General features: G+C 36.4%; 12 protein-coding genes and 1 pseudogene. 2 read left to right on the top strand and 11 right to left on the bottom strand.

What is annotated here, in order from left to right; genetic code table 11:
• Positions 1 to 34 precede the first annotated feature (34 nt).
• From cas7d to cas3, 7 genes and pseudogenes are all read right to left on the bottom strand, one after another.
• Complete coding sequence (gene cas7d, locus IQ228_RS01830; RefSeq protein WP_193962038.1) at positions 35 to 1048, bottom strand: type I-D CRISPR-associated protein Cas7/Csc2; 1014 nt, start codon at positions 1046 to 1048, stop codon at positions 35 to 37.
• Positions 1049 to 1092: 44 nt separating this feature from the next.
• Complete coding sequence (locus IQ228_RS01835) at positions 1093 to 1698, bottom strand: hypothetical protein (RefSeq protein WP_193962039.1); 606 nt, start codon at positions 1696 to 1698, stop codon at positions 1093 to 1095.
• Positions 1699 to 1701: 3 nt separating this feature from the next.
• Positions 1702 to 5073, bottom strand: coding sequence for a type I-D CRISPR-associated protein Cas10d/Csc3 (gene cas10d / locus IQ228_RS01840; RefSeq protein ID WP_193962040.1), 3372 nt, complete (start codon positions 5071 to 5073; stop codon positions 1702 to 1704).
• Positions 5066 to 5503: a DUF86 domain-containing protein gene (locus IQ228_RS01845; RefSeq protein WP_193962041.1), complete on the bottom strand. Its 438-nt coding sequence runs from the start codon at positions 5501 to 5503 to the stop codon at positions 5066 to 5068. The genes cas10d and IQ228_RS01845 overlap by 8 nt, the downstream gene beginning before the upstream one ends.
• A 3-nt stretch (positions 5504 to 5506) precedes the next feature.
• Positions 5507 to 5941 (bottom strand): annotated as a pseudogene (locus IQ228_RS01850) (PDDEXK nuclease domain-containing protein); the annotation flags it as partial.
• A gap of 79 nt (positions 5942 to 6020) precedes the next feature.
• A complete protein-coding gene (locus tag IQ228_RS01855; protein ID WP_193962042.1) occupies positions 6021 to 6170 on the bottom strand; it encodes a hypothetical protein in 150 nt (49 codons plus the stop codon).
• A 464-nt stretch (positions 6171 to 6634) separates the two neighbouring features.
• Positions 6635 to 8812, bottom strand: a complete 2178-nt coding sequence (gene cas3 / locus IQ228_RS01860) for a type I-D CRISPR-associated helicase Cas3' (RefSeq protein ID WP_193962043.1) — start codon at positions 8810 to 8812, stop codon at positions 6635 to 6637.
• A gap of 153 nt (positions 8813 to 8965) precedes the next feature.
• Here cas3 and IQ228_RS01865 point away from each other — a divergent pair, with 153 nt between their 5' ends.
• Positions 8966 to 9847 carry a YafY family protein gene (locus IQ228_RS01865; RefSeq protein ID WP_193962044.1) on the top strand — a complete coding sequence of 294 codons (882 nt, stop codon included), beginning with the start codon at positions 8966 to 8968 and terminating at the stop codon, positions 9845 to 9847.
• Positions 9848 to 10298: 451 nt separating this feature from the next.
• Complete coding sequence (locus IQ228_RS01870) at positions 10299 to 10625, top strand: hypothetical protein (protein WP_051424266.1); 327 nt, start codon at positions 10299 to 10301, stop codon at positions 10623 to 10625.
• On the opposite strand, the gene kdpC is transcribed toward IQ228_RS01870, so the two are convergent.
• The 4 genes from kdpC to kdpA are packed head-to-tail and all read right to left on the bottom strand — an operon-like array spanning position 10608 to position 15375.
• Positions 10608 to 11222 (bottom strand): K(+)-transporting ATPase subunit C, encoded by a 615-nt coding sequence (kdpC, locus tag IQ228_RS01875; protein ID WP_193962045.1) that lies wholly within the window; start codon positions 11220 to 11222, stop codon positions 10608 to 10610. The two genes, IQ228_RS01870 and kdpC, sit on opposite strands and share 18 nt — an antisense overlap.
• On the bottom strand, positions 11222 to 11416 hold the full coding sequence (locus tag IQ228_RS01880; protein WP_193962046.1) for a potassium-transporting ATPase subunit F: 195 nt from the start codon (positions 11414 to 11416) through the stop codon (positions 11222 to 11224). Before IQ228_RS01880 ends, kdpC begins: the two co-directional genes overlap by 1 nt.
• 37 nt (positions 11417 to 11453) lie before the next feature.
• Positions 11454 to 13580, bottom strand: coding sequence for a potassium-transporting ATPase subunit KdpB (gene kdpB, locus IQ228_RS01885; RefSeq protein ID WP_027401751.1), 2127 nt, complete (start codon positions 13578 to 13580; stop codon positions 11454 to 11456).
• Positions 13581 to 13632: 52 nt separating this feature from the next.
• A complete protein-coding gene (gene kdpA / locus IQ228_RS01890) occupies positions 13633 to 15375 on the bottom strand; it encodes a potassium-transporting ATPase subunit KdpA (RefSeq protein ID WP_027401750.1) in 1743 nt (580 codons plus the stop codon).
• Between the last annotated feature and the right edge of the window lie 672 nt (positions 15376 to 16047).

Here is a 16047-nt window from a genome sequence, read left to right on the forward strand (position 1 = left end):
ACTTCTCAAAGAAGTCGGGGATCTGAATATTCAACTACTTAGTTTTAGTGGCTGTTTTCTTCTTGATATGTTTACTGGCATATTCTTTAGCTTCTGTATTAGCTTTTTGCAAAATTGATTTAATTCCTTCTTCGTTATTTGTGAGATTTTTAACTTCGTTAATTAGAGGTATAAAAGCATCACCAATAAAATCTGTATGCACAATAAATTCATCATTCATTAAACTCTCAATTGCACTTTTAGCAGATGTAATTACATCATCTTCATCTAAGGGATCTGGTGATTTGAGTGTATTATTAGCCTCCATTTCGTCGTATATTGCTTGAGTCCACCGCAGATTACTGGTAATTTCTCCATCAGCAAATATAACCCCAATTAACTCATTTCTCACGCGACCTGTACGAGTTGTTTGTGCGCCATAGTGACGAGTTCTGAGGATGTTATTAAAAACATAAAGAAAACTAGCTTCTGTGGGATCTTTCAGTGTTACAATACTGGGAAAGAAAACTTGTGGTCTAATGTGATCTTGTTGATTAATTCTGCTAGTAACTTCACCAGGTTTAGAACCACTTTCTCCTTTAGAAGCCATTGTCCCATTTTCAAAAGGAGCATTGAGAGTAAAGGTTTCATGAGACTCATCAAATGCTGTAATAGAAAATGCCGTATCTACCACAACTTTTGATTTTTCTGAACCAGAATCACCAATAGCAAAACCGTAGATTATACAGTCAGCATTATCCATTGCAAAAGATACGTTATATTCACATTCTTCTGCTTTCATAAATTCATATTTTCGCAATAATTCCCGACCGACTAATCTTTCAGGTGTGGACTGTTTACGCTTGAACATAGAAAGACGACTAATGGTGTTTTTGTTTTCAGGTTTAACTCCAGCCCTTACCCTTGCTTTATTCAATTCGCTATCTGTTTGAAATAATGGATAAGATTCGGTAATGCGAACGGTGAGAAAGTGGGCATATTTTCCCATTGGTTTATAGGGAATTTCTGATTGAAATAATTTAGCGTCAACGGTTTTTAAAAGTGTCATGATGTTTTTCCTTGAAGTAAGTTTTTAATAACGGTGAGAGCAAATTAAATGAGAGTTTGAACGAGAATCCGCATTAAGGGGTCTAAATCATCAGGAACCCGATAGCTATCAAGTCCTTGATCGATGTGTTTATTAGTGCGATCAAGTTGGGCAAATTCCCATATTTTACCAGTAGTAACTGAACCGATAAGATGAGTTTGTTGTTGATTTTCTTGCCATTTATCTAGGGCAATTAATTCTGCAAAAAGCTGAGTCATACCATAATCCAAATCCTCTTTTTTAGCTTCGATTACTAAGAGGTTGTTTCGATTTCTTATTAGATAATCAAAGTAACCTTGTAGTTGTTCGCTGACTTTAATTTGATACTCAATTCTCACATCAGATTTAGTATAGTGAACTAAATCTAAAATGATTGGAGAAATCAATACTTCTCTGCGACTTGTTTCATTAGCTAAATCAAAGTATGGAAGAATTTCATCAAGTCGTTCTTGCAACTCTTTTAATCGATCTAGGTTCTCTTGATATTGGGGTAAACTCAAACGTTTTCGAGTAAATGTATAACCAAATTCTTGAGCAAAATCTTGAGGAGAAATGTGCATCTCAAAATATTTGCTAAAAGTATAAGACTGAGAAGGATCAAGAATAGTCATAATCTAATTTTCTTCAGTTTCAATTTCGGTAATTTCATCAGGTTCATCTTGGGGACGTGCTTTACGTTCTTCATCATCTGCTAAACGATAAAGAAACTCACAAGTATCTCGAATTAGATTCAATTGACGGCCTGCTAACCGGGCGCGATCGCCTTTAAAACACTCCTCAAAAACATCCTCTACAAAATACCTTGCAAACTCTAAAACAGCTTGTCTTTCTTCCTCCCTTTTACTCATAATCCAACGTCCTTCAGCAGTAGAAGAATGTACCCGATCCATGAGTTTAAAAACCTCTGCCGCTACAGTTGAAGTTAAAACTTCTCCACCAAACATACATAAATCTGCTTTGAGAATAATATCCGCAGCAATATCAATGGGTTTTAAAACAGCATTAGCTTTAGGATTAAACCTTTTATTAGCTCGATAAAAACGGCGATAAAGTTCCGTTAAATTTTTAGGATGATTCAAAGTTGATTTCTCTTCCACAATTAATTTCTCCTGAGTAGAATCAAATTTTGCATAAGGGTCAAAACAAGGGTAAAAATGATAGGTATAAAGTTTGATTTTTTCAATCCTTGCTGTCTCAAGTTTTTGATTACGCACCCATTTATTCAGATAAGCAAAAACATGAAGAGGACTGGTTTCAAAATCCTTGGATAATTCCGTAAATTTACCCCAATTAGCATCATAGCCAGTCTTACCTTGCTTTGCATTAACATCTAAATGGATAGCGTAAGCAGCAGTTAAAACATTTAAAGGTGCAGAATATTGAATACCGTACTCTTCCCAACCTTCCAGAATGTAATCAAGTCTGAATCTATCTCTTTTTACCAAAGTCCGAAAAGCATGAGGCGCACTATCAAGAAATACCGTTTCTTCAAATTCTGCACCATCATTAAATGGGGGAATAGGAGACTCAGAAACTACAGTTTTCACATCTAAAATCATCGGAAAAGCGAACGCTAACCAACTCGGCATTACCCAAGATTCTGTATCAGTGCTATCCCTTCCAGGAGGTAAAGCCATGAAGTAAAATGTTAAAGGTTGATCTTCTGGATAGGAAAGCTTAAAAGTGCGATCTTTTTCACTATCTAAATTTTCATCAATTAAGAAACTATCCACACATTGATAATTTTCTTTGGTTAAATCAACCTGTAAATCTTTACTAATGAAATGATTACGGATGCTAGTATCAAAACGAGTTTGAGCAATATTTGTGTAGGCTTTTTGTAAAAACTTATTAGTTTCTGGAGTGAAATAATAAGTTGGATAAAAGTAGAGATAGCGATATTTACCATCTTCAAATCTTTTACCTACAGCTTGAGTTTGATTCATTAATATTTGTCTCAACATCATTTCTACACCCGCAATACTAGAAATATTCCGTTTAGCGTTAGAACCTCCTAACATTTGTTTATTTGTATAAACTTGAGGTGTAAATAAAACTGCTGATTCCATCTGTTCAGTGACAGTATAAGCTGAATGAGAAATTGAGCAGATTAATTGTTTACCTCTGCCTGGTTTTTTAGCAGCATTATAATTACTCAACTCATTGATAAAATTATCAACTTCAGTGGTGACAGATGTTTCTTTATTGGTATTAGGTAACATGATAACTCTTGATACCCACAACCTTAAATCATCCCAACCATCAGGTAATTGATATTGTGCAAGAATTGGGGAAATTAAATCTGTCAAGTAATAAATTACCTGTTGACAATTTTCGCGGACATCTTCAATACCGGGATTTTTTTCCAAATATTTAGCCGCTAGATAATACCATTCATAAGGTACACCTCCCGTATTACCCTTTAATTTTTGTTCTTTCAAACTTTCATTGATACGTTGAATTTCTCGAACTTGCGGTAAATATTCTGTTAAGTTCCAAAATTCAGCAACTTTATGAGTTAAATCAAAATCTGGAACTTGTGGAAGTTTTTTATCTTTCTTCCTTTCAGTTTCAATTTTATTAACTATTTCATCCCAAATTTTGCGAGTAATTAAATCTCCAAATTCGGCAATTTGATCAATGCGAATATCATCATCAAATTGAAAATCATAATCAGCAGATAAAACATTTTGTTTTTGAAACTTAACTAAATTTTCACTACGACTTTTACCAACAGATGTTTTACCAGTATTTAAAATGCGTAAAGTAGCATCTAACGCAACTTGCATTAAACCAGGAGACTCAAAAAAGAGGTTGTAATATTCAGCATATTTCATCCCTTTTCCATCTCTACCAAATCCCGTTTGTCTCAGTTTTAATTGACCAGAACAAAGGGATTTAATCTTATTAACTACCATATCTGGTAAAATTTCTGGAGAGATAGGAGGAGCATCACGCAATGCTAGATAAATTACCCCTGTTGGTAGATATAACAAAGGTTGATAATATGTATTTTCAGCAGTATTTAAGTTAGTGTGAGCTTCAATTACTGCATTATTAACAACGTTAGTTAAAACGCCTCTATTTTCTGCAATGTGATGATAGGTGAATTTCAATTTACCATCACTCAGACTGTGGATAATTTCATTAAGTCTCGTATTTTCTGCATCTTGGGGATGTTTGATAATTGAAGCGAGAGAATCAGCTAAACAGGTTAAATCACATAAACTGCGAATAGTGCGATCTTTAAGAACAGGATTTAACCCAAATTCTGAAAAGTTCCAGTTAGTATCCCAGCGTCGTTGTGCATTATAAGCCATACACAACAAATCATCAATATATTCTTGATAAAGTTCGGGATTATCTGGATTGATGAATTTATCAAGTCCTAATTGTCGAACTTTTTCATCAATAATTTTGCGATGTTCATCTAAAGGTAACTTGCGACAGTCTTCAGGTGCATCTGGAAATTTTTCAAAGTCATGGAGAATAAAACCAGCAATTACTAAACGTCGTTCTTTATCTTTGACTACTCTTTTAACTGTGGTATCCAGTTGTTCTAATCTTTGCTCAATTAAATTTGCTGGAAATAAGCCATTAAGTAAGTGTGTATTTAAAGATTGGTCAGCAGCATTATCACGTCTAACTTTTGTTTTACCTTCTGCTTCTCGTTTTTCGTCTATTTCATCAAAGAATTTACCACCTTTAGCAGTGACACCAATAGCTATTTTTAGCAAATTGGGTAATACATATTCGCTAAAATCTGCCATGACTTGATCATGAGGATTTTCAGCTTGTATTGCTTCTCTTAATAATTTGAGTGTGAGTAATTGTCCTTTAGTTTCAATAGTTCTGTCATTATCTCCATCAAAACCAAAATCACCCGATAACCAATCATTTTCTGAGGTTTCCACATTGGAATCATCTTTTATTTCTAAGAGTGATAATTGTTGATGTTCATTTGCATCTTTACTTTTTTTAGCCATTGTCTTTACTCAATGAAATTAAATAGGAGTTGATTTGTCTAATGTAAATTGGATATTGTTCTAGAGCAAAATTAATTGATTGAAAAATTTGAATTGGATTTATCTTGTCATACTCATAAGTTAAATGTTTTATGAGTCCTGTTGATGGTGCTAATTTTTGAGCTAAATCTGGTGTGATTACCTCATGGGGAGCAAGTTCAATGAAGGAGCTAAAGTCAGTATGAGAATTTACAGGATTGAGTGTTGATAAGATGTATTTATTCATTTCTATTGCAGTTTGAAGGATTAAATACAAAAGTCTTTCTGCTAGAAGTTGTTGACAATAATCAGAAAGAAATTCATCAAGACTAATTGAAGTAAATTTTTCTAAAGTCTTGTAATATTTTCTGATTAAATTTGTTTTGATCGCAACTAAATCATTAATAATCATGATTTATTCAAATCCTTCGAGTAATTTAGCAATTTGTTCAGGATCAGGAAGTTGATTTTTTAGTTCTTGAGGTAATTGAGAAACTATCTGATAAGTGGCTACACCAATTGGTTTATTAGAATCTTTGAGTGCGTATTCTACAATAGTTCTTTGTTTAGATTTACAAAGAATAATGCCAATAGAAGGATTTTCATCTGGTAGCTTCACTTTATCGTCTAAAACAGATAGATAAAATTGCATTTTACCAACATACTCAGGTAAAAAATCTCCAGTTGTTAACTCAACCGCAGCTAAAAATCTTAATTGACGGTGATACAATAATAGGTCAATAAAAAATTCTTTTTCACCAACTTCTAAGCGATAGTTACTACCAATCAAGGTAAACATTTCACCAAAAATTTGGGGTTTAAATGTGATTCTTTCTAGTAGTGTTTGTTCTTTCATTGTTTAGGTTTTAGTTTTTTGGTTCAGTGCGTTACGCTATAGCTAACGCACCCTACTAGACGTAAATAGCACTTTAGTCCTCTGGTTCAAGAAAGGCTAAACGATTCTCTAAATCTTCGTTTTTGCAAGCCAGATGTCTTAAATGCGGTATTTCTGCTTGTATGGAGCTAATTGATTCTTGCTTTTCTTGAAGTTGATTTTCAACATTGTCAAGTTTTAGCAATATTTCTTCATGTTTTTTTTCTAAAGCACTAATACGGTAATTATGCTAACATACTTCACCTAGTAAACGTATAGTCACGACTTGATTCAGCGTGTCAATATCTGCTTTCTGTATAAGATTAGCGAGGAGAGATTCAGTATTCTGGTAGAGCATGGAAGCTTTTCCTTTTGTATTGGGTTCCTTCTACCTAGTTAGTATATCTTTTATTTTGTAGCTAGACCAGCTAATTTATTTAATTACTCCTCTTTAAGTTAAAAGTCTAATCAGCGAGCAATGATTGTGTAACTAGCTAAACATTCTAGTTGACTTTTAATCAATTTCATCGTATGATCTCTTTCTACGGGTAGACCAATCCTTATTAGGGATTGAAATACACAGTCACTTCTCGCTGATAGTTTGTTTTCTACCCTGTAGCTTGAGTAACTTAAGCTATTTAAACTAAATCCTTATTAGGGATCGAAACCTCAAGCAATCCATAGCTCGTCTCCTTTGCTTTTAAACGTATAAGCAAGCGTATCCAGTAGCAACGCCGATTGACCAAAGGCTATAGAGTAGGGCTGAGTTGCTTCATGAATGCTGTACTGGTCACTGATGGGATAAAGTTGAAAGTGCATGGGTAGCCTTAACCGCATCCGCACTTCGGCAACTGGACGACGAATTACATAACAAACTAAACCCTCTTTTTTCAGTTTTTTATCAATTTGACCTATCCAACCATTATGAGGTTGCCATACTCCTACCCCTGTTAAAACTTGCACTTTCCAAGCATCAGCGATGGGTTGTAAGTCTCCAGAATAGGTAAATTTCCAGTTCAATCGTTCTTCACGGTAGGAACGTAACTTGATAAATGCTAGACAATGGGCAAATCTACCTTTTGCTATGGGTTGTCCAGTCCGTTGGGCAGTTTCTTTTAATGCCCGTATGAATCCTGCTTCCGTCCACATTTCTATTTCTAAGTTGCTTAAAATTCCCGGTAAATCGTAGGTTTTAAATCTCTCATTTTCGTTAGTTTCTGTTAAATCATACAACCCACATTGCAAAGGACTAGAACCGCGAAAACTAGCTGCATCATCAGCAATGGGATTTCCTGATTTACCTGACAGTTCTTTCCAGTTTTTAGCCCATCCTGTAATACGTCCAGCTTGTGATTTTAAACTTGTATCAAATACTTGTTCACAGGCTTTTTGAAACTTTTCTCGACTTTGAGCATATTGTTGTTTAATAGTGCGATCGCTCAATTTACAACATAACCAAAATGACTGCACAGCACCCCAGCGGCGATAATAACCATGAAAATCATTGATTTTACGATATTGCTCTTTTATGGTTTGTTGTAAAAATGGACGATCATAAATATTATCAACTTGTAATGGTGGTGAATCTGTTTGAAATAAACGCTCAACTAAGAAGTTAGGAACTAAAGCATAAGCTGTGAAATTGTTAAACTTAATTTCTTGACCATTTTTTTCATATCCGTCATGTCTTCCTAATCTTCCTAACCGTTGAATAAAATTTCCCGAATCTGATGATTCAAAAATTAGAAAGTTAATTTTAAAATCAACGCCCACATCTATTGTACTTGTACCTAAAACTAAATCAGCCGATAAACTTAACTCTTTTTCTCCTTTACTTGATAAACCTGTATTTTCTCCCACTGTTAAATTGTAGGGTTCTAAAAGTTCTTGAAAAAATGGAGTTAGTCGCTTAACTGCTGCTATTGAATTGAGAATAATTGCACCTTTACTTCCTGGATATTCTTGAAACTGAGATACAATTAAATTGCTATTGGCTTTTAACCAAGTTTCCGAAGCTTTAAAACTCGGTTCTAAAGGCATAAAATTGAGTGCAATTCCTCGCGCTACCTGTCGCCAATCTTGGTTTTTAAGTTTCGCTTCTTGTTCTGTATTATCAGGAAAATGATATTTATTTTCTTCCAGAGGATTTATTTCTTGACAACGAAATCCTGCTGTTTCTAATCTGCAAATTAAATCTTTATCTGGTGTGGCGGAAAGAAAGAGAAACTTTTTTCGCCGATTTGTACAATGAATCAACAGCATGGTGTTAATTACGCTGGCAATTTGGGGAGCAGCAAAAACATGAAATTCATCAAAAATAAATAAATCAAAGTTTTTATTAACTCGCCCCCAAAGTTTATCAGGACTATCATCATGGCTTAGATATGCTCCATGATGTAAGTAGTGAAAAATATCAGGATTGGTTAAAAGTATTTCAGATTGTACTACACGAGTTAAAAGTGCAGCACCTTTTTTTAATTCTTCGTTTTCCGCATAAATTTCTAAATCAGCCCCATTCAATCTAACTACACGAGGTTGATTTCCTGGTTTAAATATATCAATATATCCTTTAATTTGTGCTTCTTGATCACGTGCTAATTCATTAGTTGGGTAAAGTCCAATCGCGGAAAATTCACCTTGAAGAACTTCTAAATAAGCAGCTAAACTTTTACCATCTCCCGTCATAGCAGTGTTGAAAACTACATCAATATTTGGATCGCGCAAGGCTTTTAAAGTTTCTACTTGATGCCAAGATAAAGACCAATTATCTGGTAATTTAACCCCATCAGGTGTGGGGACTGTTTGAGAATAAACAGGTTTGAGTTGAATACTGTAATTTTCTGACATACCCTTAATAACTCTTTTCAATTTCTGCAACCATTAGTTGCAGTTTTTGTGTTGTAATTAAAAACTGTCCGTAACTCGTTGTTAAAATCTATAATGACACCGAAAATAAAAGTTGACAAGAGAAAATAAGTATAAAGTATACGGACACTTACAATGAGTCGAAAAGGTCAGTCTATTACCCTGTCGGTATCAGAACGGGACAAAGCCGAACTAGAAGCGATCGCCCTCGAATTTGGGATGATGTGGGGGGATGATCCCAATATCTCCAAACTGATCAAAGCGATCGCTCAACATGAATTAATCATTGGTAAAAATCATGACTGGCAGGAATCACGTATCCGCGCATTATACCGTTGTATAAGTGCATTAACAGACATTGGACAAGTGGAACAAGCGCAGATTATCGCCAATTTGTTACTCGAACGCAGTGAATTGTCCATACCAATGCGAAAAGAAATTGAAAAGGTTTTAAACAATTCACTTCCATCTTGGCGGTTACAAGTTGACCACTATATTTTGCGTCAACAACCGTTTCAACTTTCCTATCAAGATGCAACAGAAAGAATATTAAATTATACAGTTCACTATGCTAAGATTACCCCCCATGAAAAACGCCTCTATCTTGATTGCTGGTGTCAGGAAACATTAGATAACCATGACATAGAAGCACTACAGCATAATTGGTGTTTTCGTTTAGACAGAATTAACGAAGCAGCTATTACGGAAATTGCTGGTAAATGGCGATCGCAGTTAGATCAAATAGATGTAGAAATGCACCTACTAAACAACTTAGCTTTTGCCTATCAAACTAAACCAGAGGATACAATAGTTGAATGGATACCAGAAAAATCAAAAGTGAAGCGAGTGATTAGAAAAACATCTAATACATTTTGGTTTATCCGGGAAATCATGCAATATTCCTCCGATTGTATTGTAGTTTCACCGGAGGATGTGCGATCGCGCATTCAAGAAAAACTCATCAATTTATGTCAAAATTATGACTTGACTTCATTACAGGTAATAGCCAAGGATTGAGAAATACCTTACACCACAGCGAAAACGTAGATACGCAATCCAGTATTTAGTAGGGGCGGGGAAACCCCGCCCTCAATTGGATTGCATCCGAACAATAACCGCTATAGGTAGTGTGTGGAGATTCCTATTCCTGTTACAATAATCTCTACTAGGGATTGAAACTGCTAGCAAAATCTGGCGTTGCTGATTAAGAGTATGATTTTGTTATGCCTACGGCACGCTGCGCGAACACGCAGAGGCGCTCCAGGCGCAGAGAGTAAGAGACTTCCAAATAAAAAAATGTCCCAAAACTGATGCAGAAATTCTCTCTCTGTGTACTCTGTGCCTCTGTGGTTCGTTTCTTAGGATAATTTATTTCTTGGAAGTCTCTAAGAGTTTGAAATCATTGATTTTTCAATTTCATACCCTAATTCAGCAATGCCCAAAATCTCTATTGGAGATTAAAAACGTAATGTTGAACATCACAAACACCAAGTTGAGCTTTTCTGGCAATAATGCTCTTAGTGAAAACGAAGCGATGAGAGAAATTGCTTACAGCATGGACTTATTAATTCCTGGATTATACTTATGGCTACCAGGAATACTTATGCGTATTGGTGGTGATGTTCCTGATGATCAACCTTATAAATATCCAGGTAAGATTCACAGCAGAATAGGTATTGCTTTAGTATTGCCAGGGTACAAGATTTTTACATCTTACCAGGGAACTTATGACTCATTTGGAGAGGACTTGAGAAAAGGATTTCATTATTTGTCTGATTTAACCTCCAGATTTTAAAGCATCCACAGCTAAATTTAACTTTAAAACATTGACTCCAGGTTCTCCAAAAATACCAAGAAAACGTCTATCAATATTCTGATTAATTAAACTTTCCAGTTGTTGCTTTTGAACTCCCCTAGCTTTCGCAACTCTGGCAATTTGCGCCTTAGCACCTGCTAAACTAATATGAGGATCAAGACTAGAACCAGAAGTATAAACCAAATCTGCTGTTGGTTTTATCCCTGCTGTTTGTAAACCCTGAAAACCATCCTTTCCTTGAATCCGTTCTATTAATGCTATATTGCTGGGAGCTAAATTACTAGCACCAGATATACCTGTCTTTAAAACTCCACTTTCATCCTTCCTTGGATCTGCTGTACTGTAATTAGTGGTACTGGGACGACCATTAAAATAGCGTTCAGAAGTGAAAGGTTGCCCAATTAAATCAGAACCAATAACTTGTTTTCGGCTATTAGTAATTAAACTCCCATTAGCTTGAGCAGGAAATACAATTTGACCAAAAATAATCATGATCAATGGATAAATTAAGCCGCAAATTATCCAAGTGATTAAAGTAGCACGAATAGCCTGGTTAGCATCTCTAGTAAAACTCATTAAAATTTCTCCGGTTGAAACATTACAAAAAACAAATAAATAGACAGACTGAAAATTCCTACTCCTAATAATCCTAAAGCCCAAGCTTGGGAACGAGAAAAATGTTCGGATGTAGCCGCATAAACCATTGGGGCAATAATTAAATTACTGCATATTCCTAAAAATAAATAAATCGGGAGTTGATGTTTGTGCATAATTTCTGATGTTGACTATACTTCTCTCTGTCGTCATCTAATTTAAAGGCAGAATGACATCAATTAATTTAATGGCAATAAAGGGCGCAATAATACCCCCAACACCATAAATAAAGATATTGCGTTTTAATAATTGATCTGCTGTGAGAGGTAGAAACTTTACGCCCTTGAGTGCTACAGGAATCAGTGCTGGAATAATTAAAGCGTTATAAATTAGAGCCGAAACTATTGCTGATTGAGCGCTTTTTAAGCCCATAATATTTAAAGCACCAATCCCTGCTGCGCCAAAAATAGTGGGAATGATAGCGAAATATTTAGCAATGTCATTAGCAATAGAAAATGTAGTTAATGCCCCACGAGTAATTAGTAACTGTTTACCAATAGTCACCAAATCAATTAATTTGGTAGGATCAGAATCTAAATCCACCATATTAGCAGCTTCCTTTGCCGCTTGTGTTCCCGAATTCATAGCTACACCCACATTTGCTTGAGCTAAAGCTGGTGCATCATTAGTCCCATCTCCCGTCATTGCCACTAATTTACCTTGAGATTGTTCAGCCCGAATGACACTAATTTTATCTTCTGGAGTAGCTTCAGCAATAAAATCATCAACTCCTGCTTCCCTAGCAATAACACTAGCTGTAATGCGATTATCACCAGTGAGCATAATAGTTTTCACCCCCATTCTTCGCAGTTGATCAAATCTTTCTTTAAGACCAGGTTTAACAATATCTTTGAGATAAATCACACCATAAATTTGGTCATTTAAACAAACAGCTAAAGGTGTACCTCCCAATAAAGAAACCTGTTCATAAGCCGCATCTAATTCTGGAGGAGCTTGAGTACCACGAGAACGGACAAAACCTTTAATTGCATCTACCGCACCTTTTCTAATTTCACTACCATCAGCTAAATTAATCCCACTCATACGGGTTTTAGCTGAAAATTCTACACCTTCAGCATGATCAACATCAACATCTATAAATACCTGATATTTTTCTGCTAACTTCACAATTGATCTACCTTCCGGTGTTTCATCAAATAGACTTGCGATTCTGGCAATTCTGGCTACATCTTCAACAGAGTAATTATTCACAGGAATAAATTCATCAGCCATCCGATTGCCTAAAGTAATAGTTCCTGTTTTATCTAAAACTAAAGTATTAATATCACCACAAACTTCTACTGCTCTCCCAGAAGTAGCAATCACATTAAATTGAGCGACTCTATCCATTCCAGCTATACCAATAGCACTCAATAAACCACCAATAGTTGTAGGAATTAAAGCTACTAACAGAGAAATTAGAATGGCAATACTGGCACCATTGCGTAAATTATTCCCTGCATCTTCCCCAAATACCACACTAATAAAATTAGCGATATAACCAGTAAAAGGAGGAAGAGTAGAAACCACAATTAAAAACACCTGGGTAAGAACTGCTAACAGCACAGTTAAAGCAATTTCATTAGGTGTTTTACTCCGTTCCGCACCTTCTACCAGAGAAATCATTCTATCAATAAAACCTTGACCAGGATCAGCAGTAATCCGAATAGTCAATTCATCAGACAGCAAGCGTGTACCACCTGTAACCGAACTAGCAATATCCGTCCCCGGTTGTTTAAGTACAGGGGCAGATTCTCCCGTAATGGCTGACTCATCAACAGAACCCATACCTTGAGTAACTTCTCCATCAGCCGGAATCATATCACCTGCAATGACTTTCACTAAATCCCCCTTACGTAATTCCGTAGAGTTAGTAGTTTCAATCACCCCATTAGATAAAATTTTCCGAGCCATAGTATCAGAACGGGTAGCTCTGAGAGTATCAGCTTGGGCTTTACCCCTTCCTTCCGCCACAGATTCCGCAAAATTGGCAAACAAAACGGTGGAAAATAAAATCAGAGTAATTATCCCATTTAACAGTCGTTGTTGATTAATATCAGCCTTAACAGTGCCAAATAAATTAGGGTCAAGAGTGACTAAAAAAACCACTATTGTCCCCACCCAAACAATAAACATCACCGGGTTTTTGACAGAAATGCGGGGGTCAAGCTTGACGAATGACTCACGAATAGCTCTTTGATACAATCCCCGCATATTTGCTTTCGGTGTATGCTTGCGGGATTCACGAGTTCCATGAGGAAGACGAAGATTATTTGTCATATCTTTATTCTTTCTATCTTTGCGCCTTTGCGCCTTTGCGTGAGACTTTAACTTATAATCCTTTAGCTATCCAAAATGCTTCACCGATAGGACCAAAAGCCAAAACCGGAAAAAACGTCAATGCACCCAAGATCAAAATTATTCCAGCAGTGACACTGGTAAATAATCCCGTATCAGTGCGTAAAGTCCCTGTAGTCAAGGGTACACTTGGTTTACGAGACATATTATCTGCTAGTAACAATAAGCCAGTAATGGGGACAAAACGCCCTGCGAGAAGACTAAAACTGGCGCTGAGGTTCCACCATAAAGCGGTAATAGTGGGTTTTGCTCCCATAGCTATGGCCAAAGGTGATGGTTGGGAGTCTCCTAAACCTTCGAGTCCAGAACCGTTGTTAGCTGCGGCTGAGGTATATTCATACAGCACTTGAGCAAAACCATGAAAACCGGGGTTACTGATTCCTGCTAGTTGGTCGGGAAAAGCTAGAGTGATTCCGGCTGGTATCATGATGGCGATGGGATGTACTAAAAGAATCAAAAAACTGGCAAGGACAACTTCGCGTTTTTCGATTTTTCTTCCTAAAAATTCCGGTGTTCTGCCTACCATTAAGCCTGTAGCAAAGACGGTTAATATGAGGTAAGCAAATAAATAAGCTGTTCCTATTCCTTGTCCGCCCCAAATGATTTGGAGAAACATATTGGCAAAGGTAACAAAACCGCCGTTGGGCATAAATGAATCAATTAAACTATTAATTGCTCCACACATTGTGGCGGTTGTCGCAACTATAAATAAGGCTGATTGCGCCCAACCAAATCTGATTTCTTTTCCTTCTAAGTTGGGTTGTGTACTTCCTAAAATGGTATTGATGGCTGGGTTGCCGTTATATTCTCCTATGGCGGTAATGATAATAAAGATGATGAAAATTATGCCTACCATGCTGTAAACTAACCAGGCTTGTTTGCTGTTGTTGGCAAATATTCCATAGGTGTAAATTAGGGATGTGGGAATTAACAACATGGCGATGATTTCTATGAGGTTAGAAAATCCGTTGGGGTTTTCATAAGGATGGGCAGAATTGATAGTAAAAAATCCGCCGCCGTTTTCTCCTAGTTGTTTGATAATTTCTAAATGGGCAACTGGTCCGCGAGCGATCGCTTGACTAATGCTAGGATTTTCTAAGGTAGGAAATACCGCAGGTCCTGCTAATGTTTCTGGTACTCCCGCTATCATTAGGAATATTGCCCCTACTATACTCATGGGTAACAATATTCGCGTAATCGAACGAATTAAATCTACATAAAAATTGCCTAATGGTCTGCCTGTTAATCCTCTAATAAATGCTATACTTACTGTTAGTCCTGTGGCAGCGGAAGTAAACATTAAATAGCCAATTCCCCAAATTTGACTACCATAACTGAGATAAGTTTCTCCTGAATAATGTTGTTGATCTGTGTTGGTGAGAAAGGATATGGTTGTATGTAAAGCTGTATCCCACGTCATCCCACCAATTTGCGTGGGGTTGAGAGGTAGCCATGCTTGATTTATGAGGATGAAAAATATTAAACATCCCATGACTAAGTTGCTGTAAAATATGGCTGCTGCATATTGCCAAGCGGTCATATCTGGTTTACTATGAACACCGATGAGCAGGTAAATTAATCTCTCCAGTTTGTCAAATATGGGGTCGAGAATTGTTCTCTGTTCTTGGTAAATACGCGCCATATATTTTCCCAAGATAGGTGTGATGCCTACTACTATGAGTAGAGTTAATGCTATTTGTATCCATCCTTGAATCATAATTTTAGACTAAGAATATAGGCTGATTAGACATCTCCGCAAATTAAAGATGCTTGACTTGAAACCCTTGCGGAGACGTTCCATGTAACGTCTCTATCATCTTTTTTGGATATGTCTATTAGACATCTCCGAAAATTAAATGTGCGTCGTTTGAAACCCTTGCGGAGACGTTCCATGTAACGTCTCTATCATCTTTTTTGGATATGTCTATTGAATAACCAATTTCTATAATTCATTAATTTCTGATTAAAAACAAGATTCGCAAGGTATATTTTATGTTTAGCTTAATGGATTTACCTAGCAGCGAGGAGATTCATATTTATACAGGTGCTAATTGAGCGATCGCTATTGTAACAAATCATCACTGGCTTGTTAAGCGATAGATTACGATTCAATACTTGTCAGTTAAGAAAATGTAGGTTGGGTTGAGGAACGAAACCCAACACCACCCACCAGGGGATCGCGGGAAGGCTGGGAGCCGCGTCTCTTTAGAGCGCGGGGGAAAGCCTACCCGTGCGGTTTTAACCGCTTCCAATATTCTCGATCATGATGCGGGTCATTAAATCTTTTCAACATTTTATTTCTCTCTAACTAATCTTTTTAAGGCTGACGAAAGACTCATTCCCCAACCTTGGGCGATATCCTCAAGTTTCTTTCTTTCAGTTTCATCTA

The sequence above is a fragment of the Dolichospermum sp. LEGE 00246 genome (assembly GCF_015207865.1).
GTDB classification, from domain to species: domain Bacteria; phylum Cyanobacteriota; class Cyanobacteriia; order Cyanobacteriales; family Nostocaceae; genus Dolichospermum; species Dolichospermum heterosporum.

Excerpts from the sequence above, each read along its gene's own strand:
- cas7d (WP_193962038.1), bottom strand. The coding sequence starts at position 1,048 with ATGACACTTTTAAAAACCGTTGACGCTAAATTATTTCAATCAGAAATT.
- IQ228_RS01835 (WP_193962039.1), bottom strand. The coding sequence starts at position 1,698 with ATGACTATTCTTGATCCTTCTCAGTCTTATACTTTTAGCAAATATTTT.
- cas10d (WP_193962040.1), bottom strand. The coding sequence starts at position 5,073 with ATGGCTAAAAAAAGTAAAGATGCAAATGAACATCAACAATTATCACTC.
- IQ228_RS01845 (WP_193962041.1), bottom strand. The coding sequence starts at position 5,503 with ATGATTATTAATGATTTAGTTGCGATCAAAACAAATTTAATCAGAAAA.
- cas3 (WP_193962043.1), bottom strand. The coding sequence starts at position 8,812 with ATGTCAGAAAATTACAGTATTCAACTCAAACCTGTTTATTCTCAAACA.
- IQ228_RS01865 (WP_193962044.1), top strand. The coding sequence starts at position 8,966 with ATGAGTCGAAAAGGTCAGTCTATTACCCTGTCGGTATCAGAACGGGAC.
- IQ228_RS01870 (WP_051424266.1), top strand. The coding sequence starts at position 10,299 with ATGTTGAACATCACAAACACCAAGTTGAGCTTTTCTGGCAATAATGCT.
- kdpC (WP_193962045.1), bottom strand. The coding sequence starts at position 11,222 with ATGAGTTTTACTAGAGATGCTAACCAGGCTATTCGTGCTACTTTAATC.
- IQ228_RS01880 (WP_193962046.1), bottom strand. The coding sequence starts at position 11,416 with ATGCACAAACATCAACTCCCGATTTATTTATTTTTAGGAATATGCAGT.
- kdpB (WP_027401751.1), bottom strand. The coding sequence starts at position 13,580 with ATGACAAATAATCTTCGTCTTCCTCATGGAACTCGTGAATCCCGCAAG.
- kdpA (WP_027401750.1), bottom strand. The coding sequence starts at position 15,375 with ATGATTCAAGGATGGATACAAATAGCATTAACTCTACTCATAGTAGTA.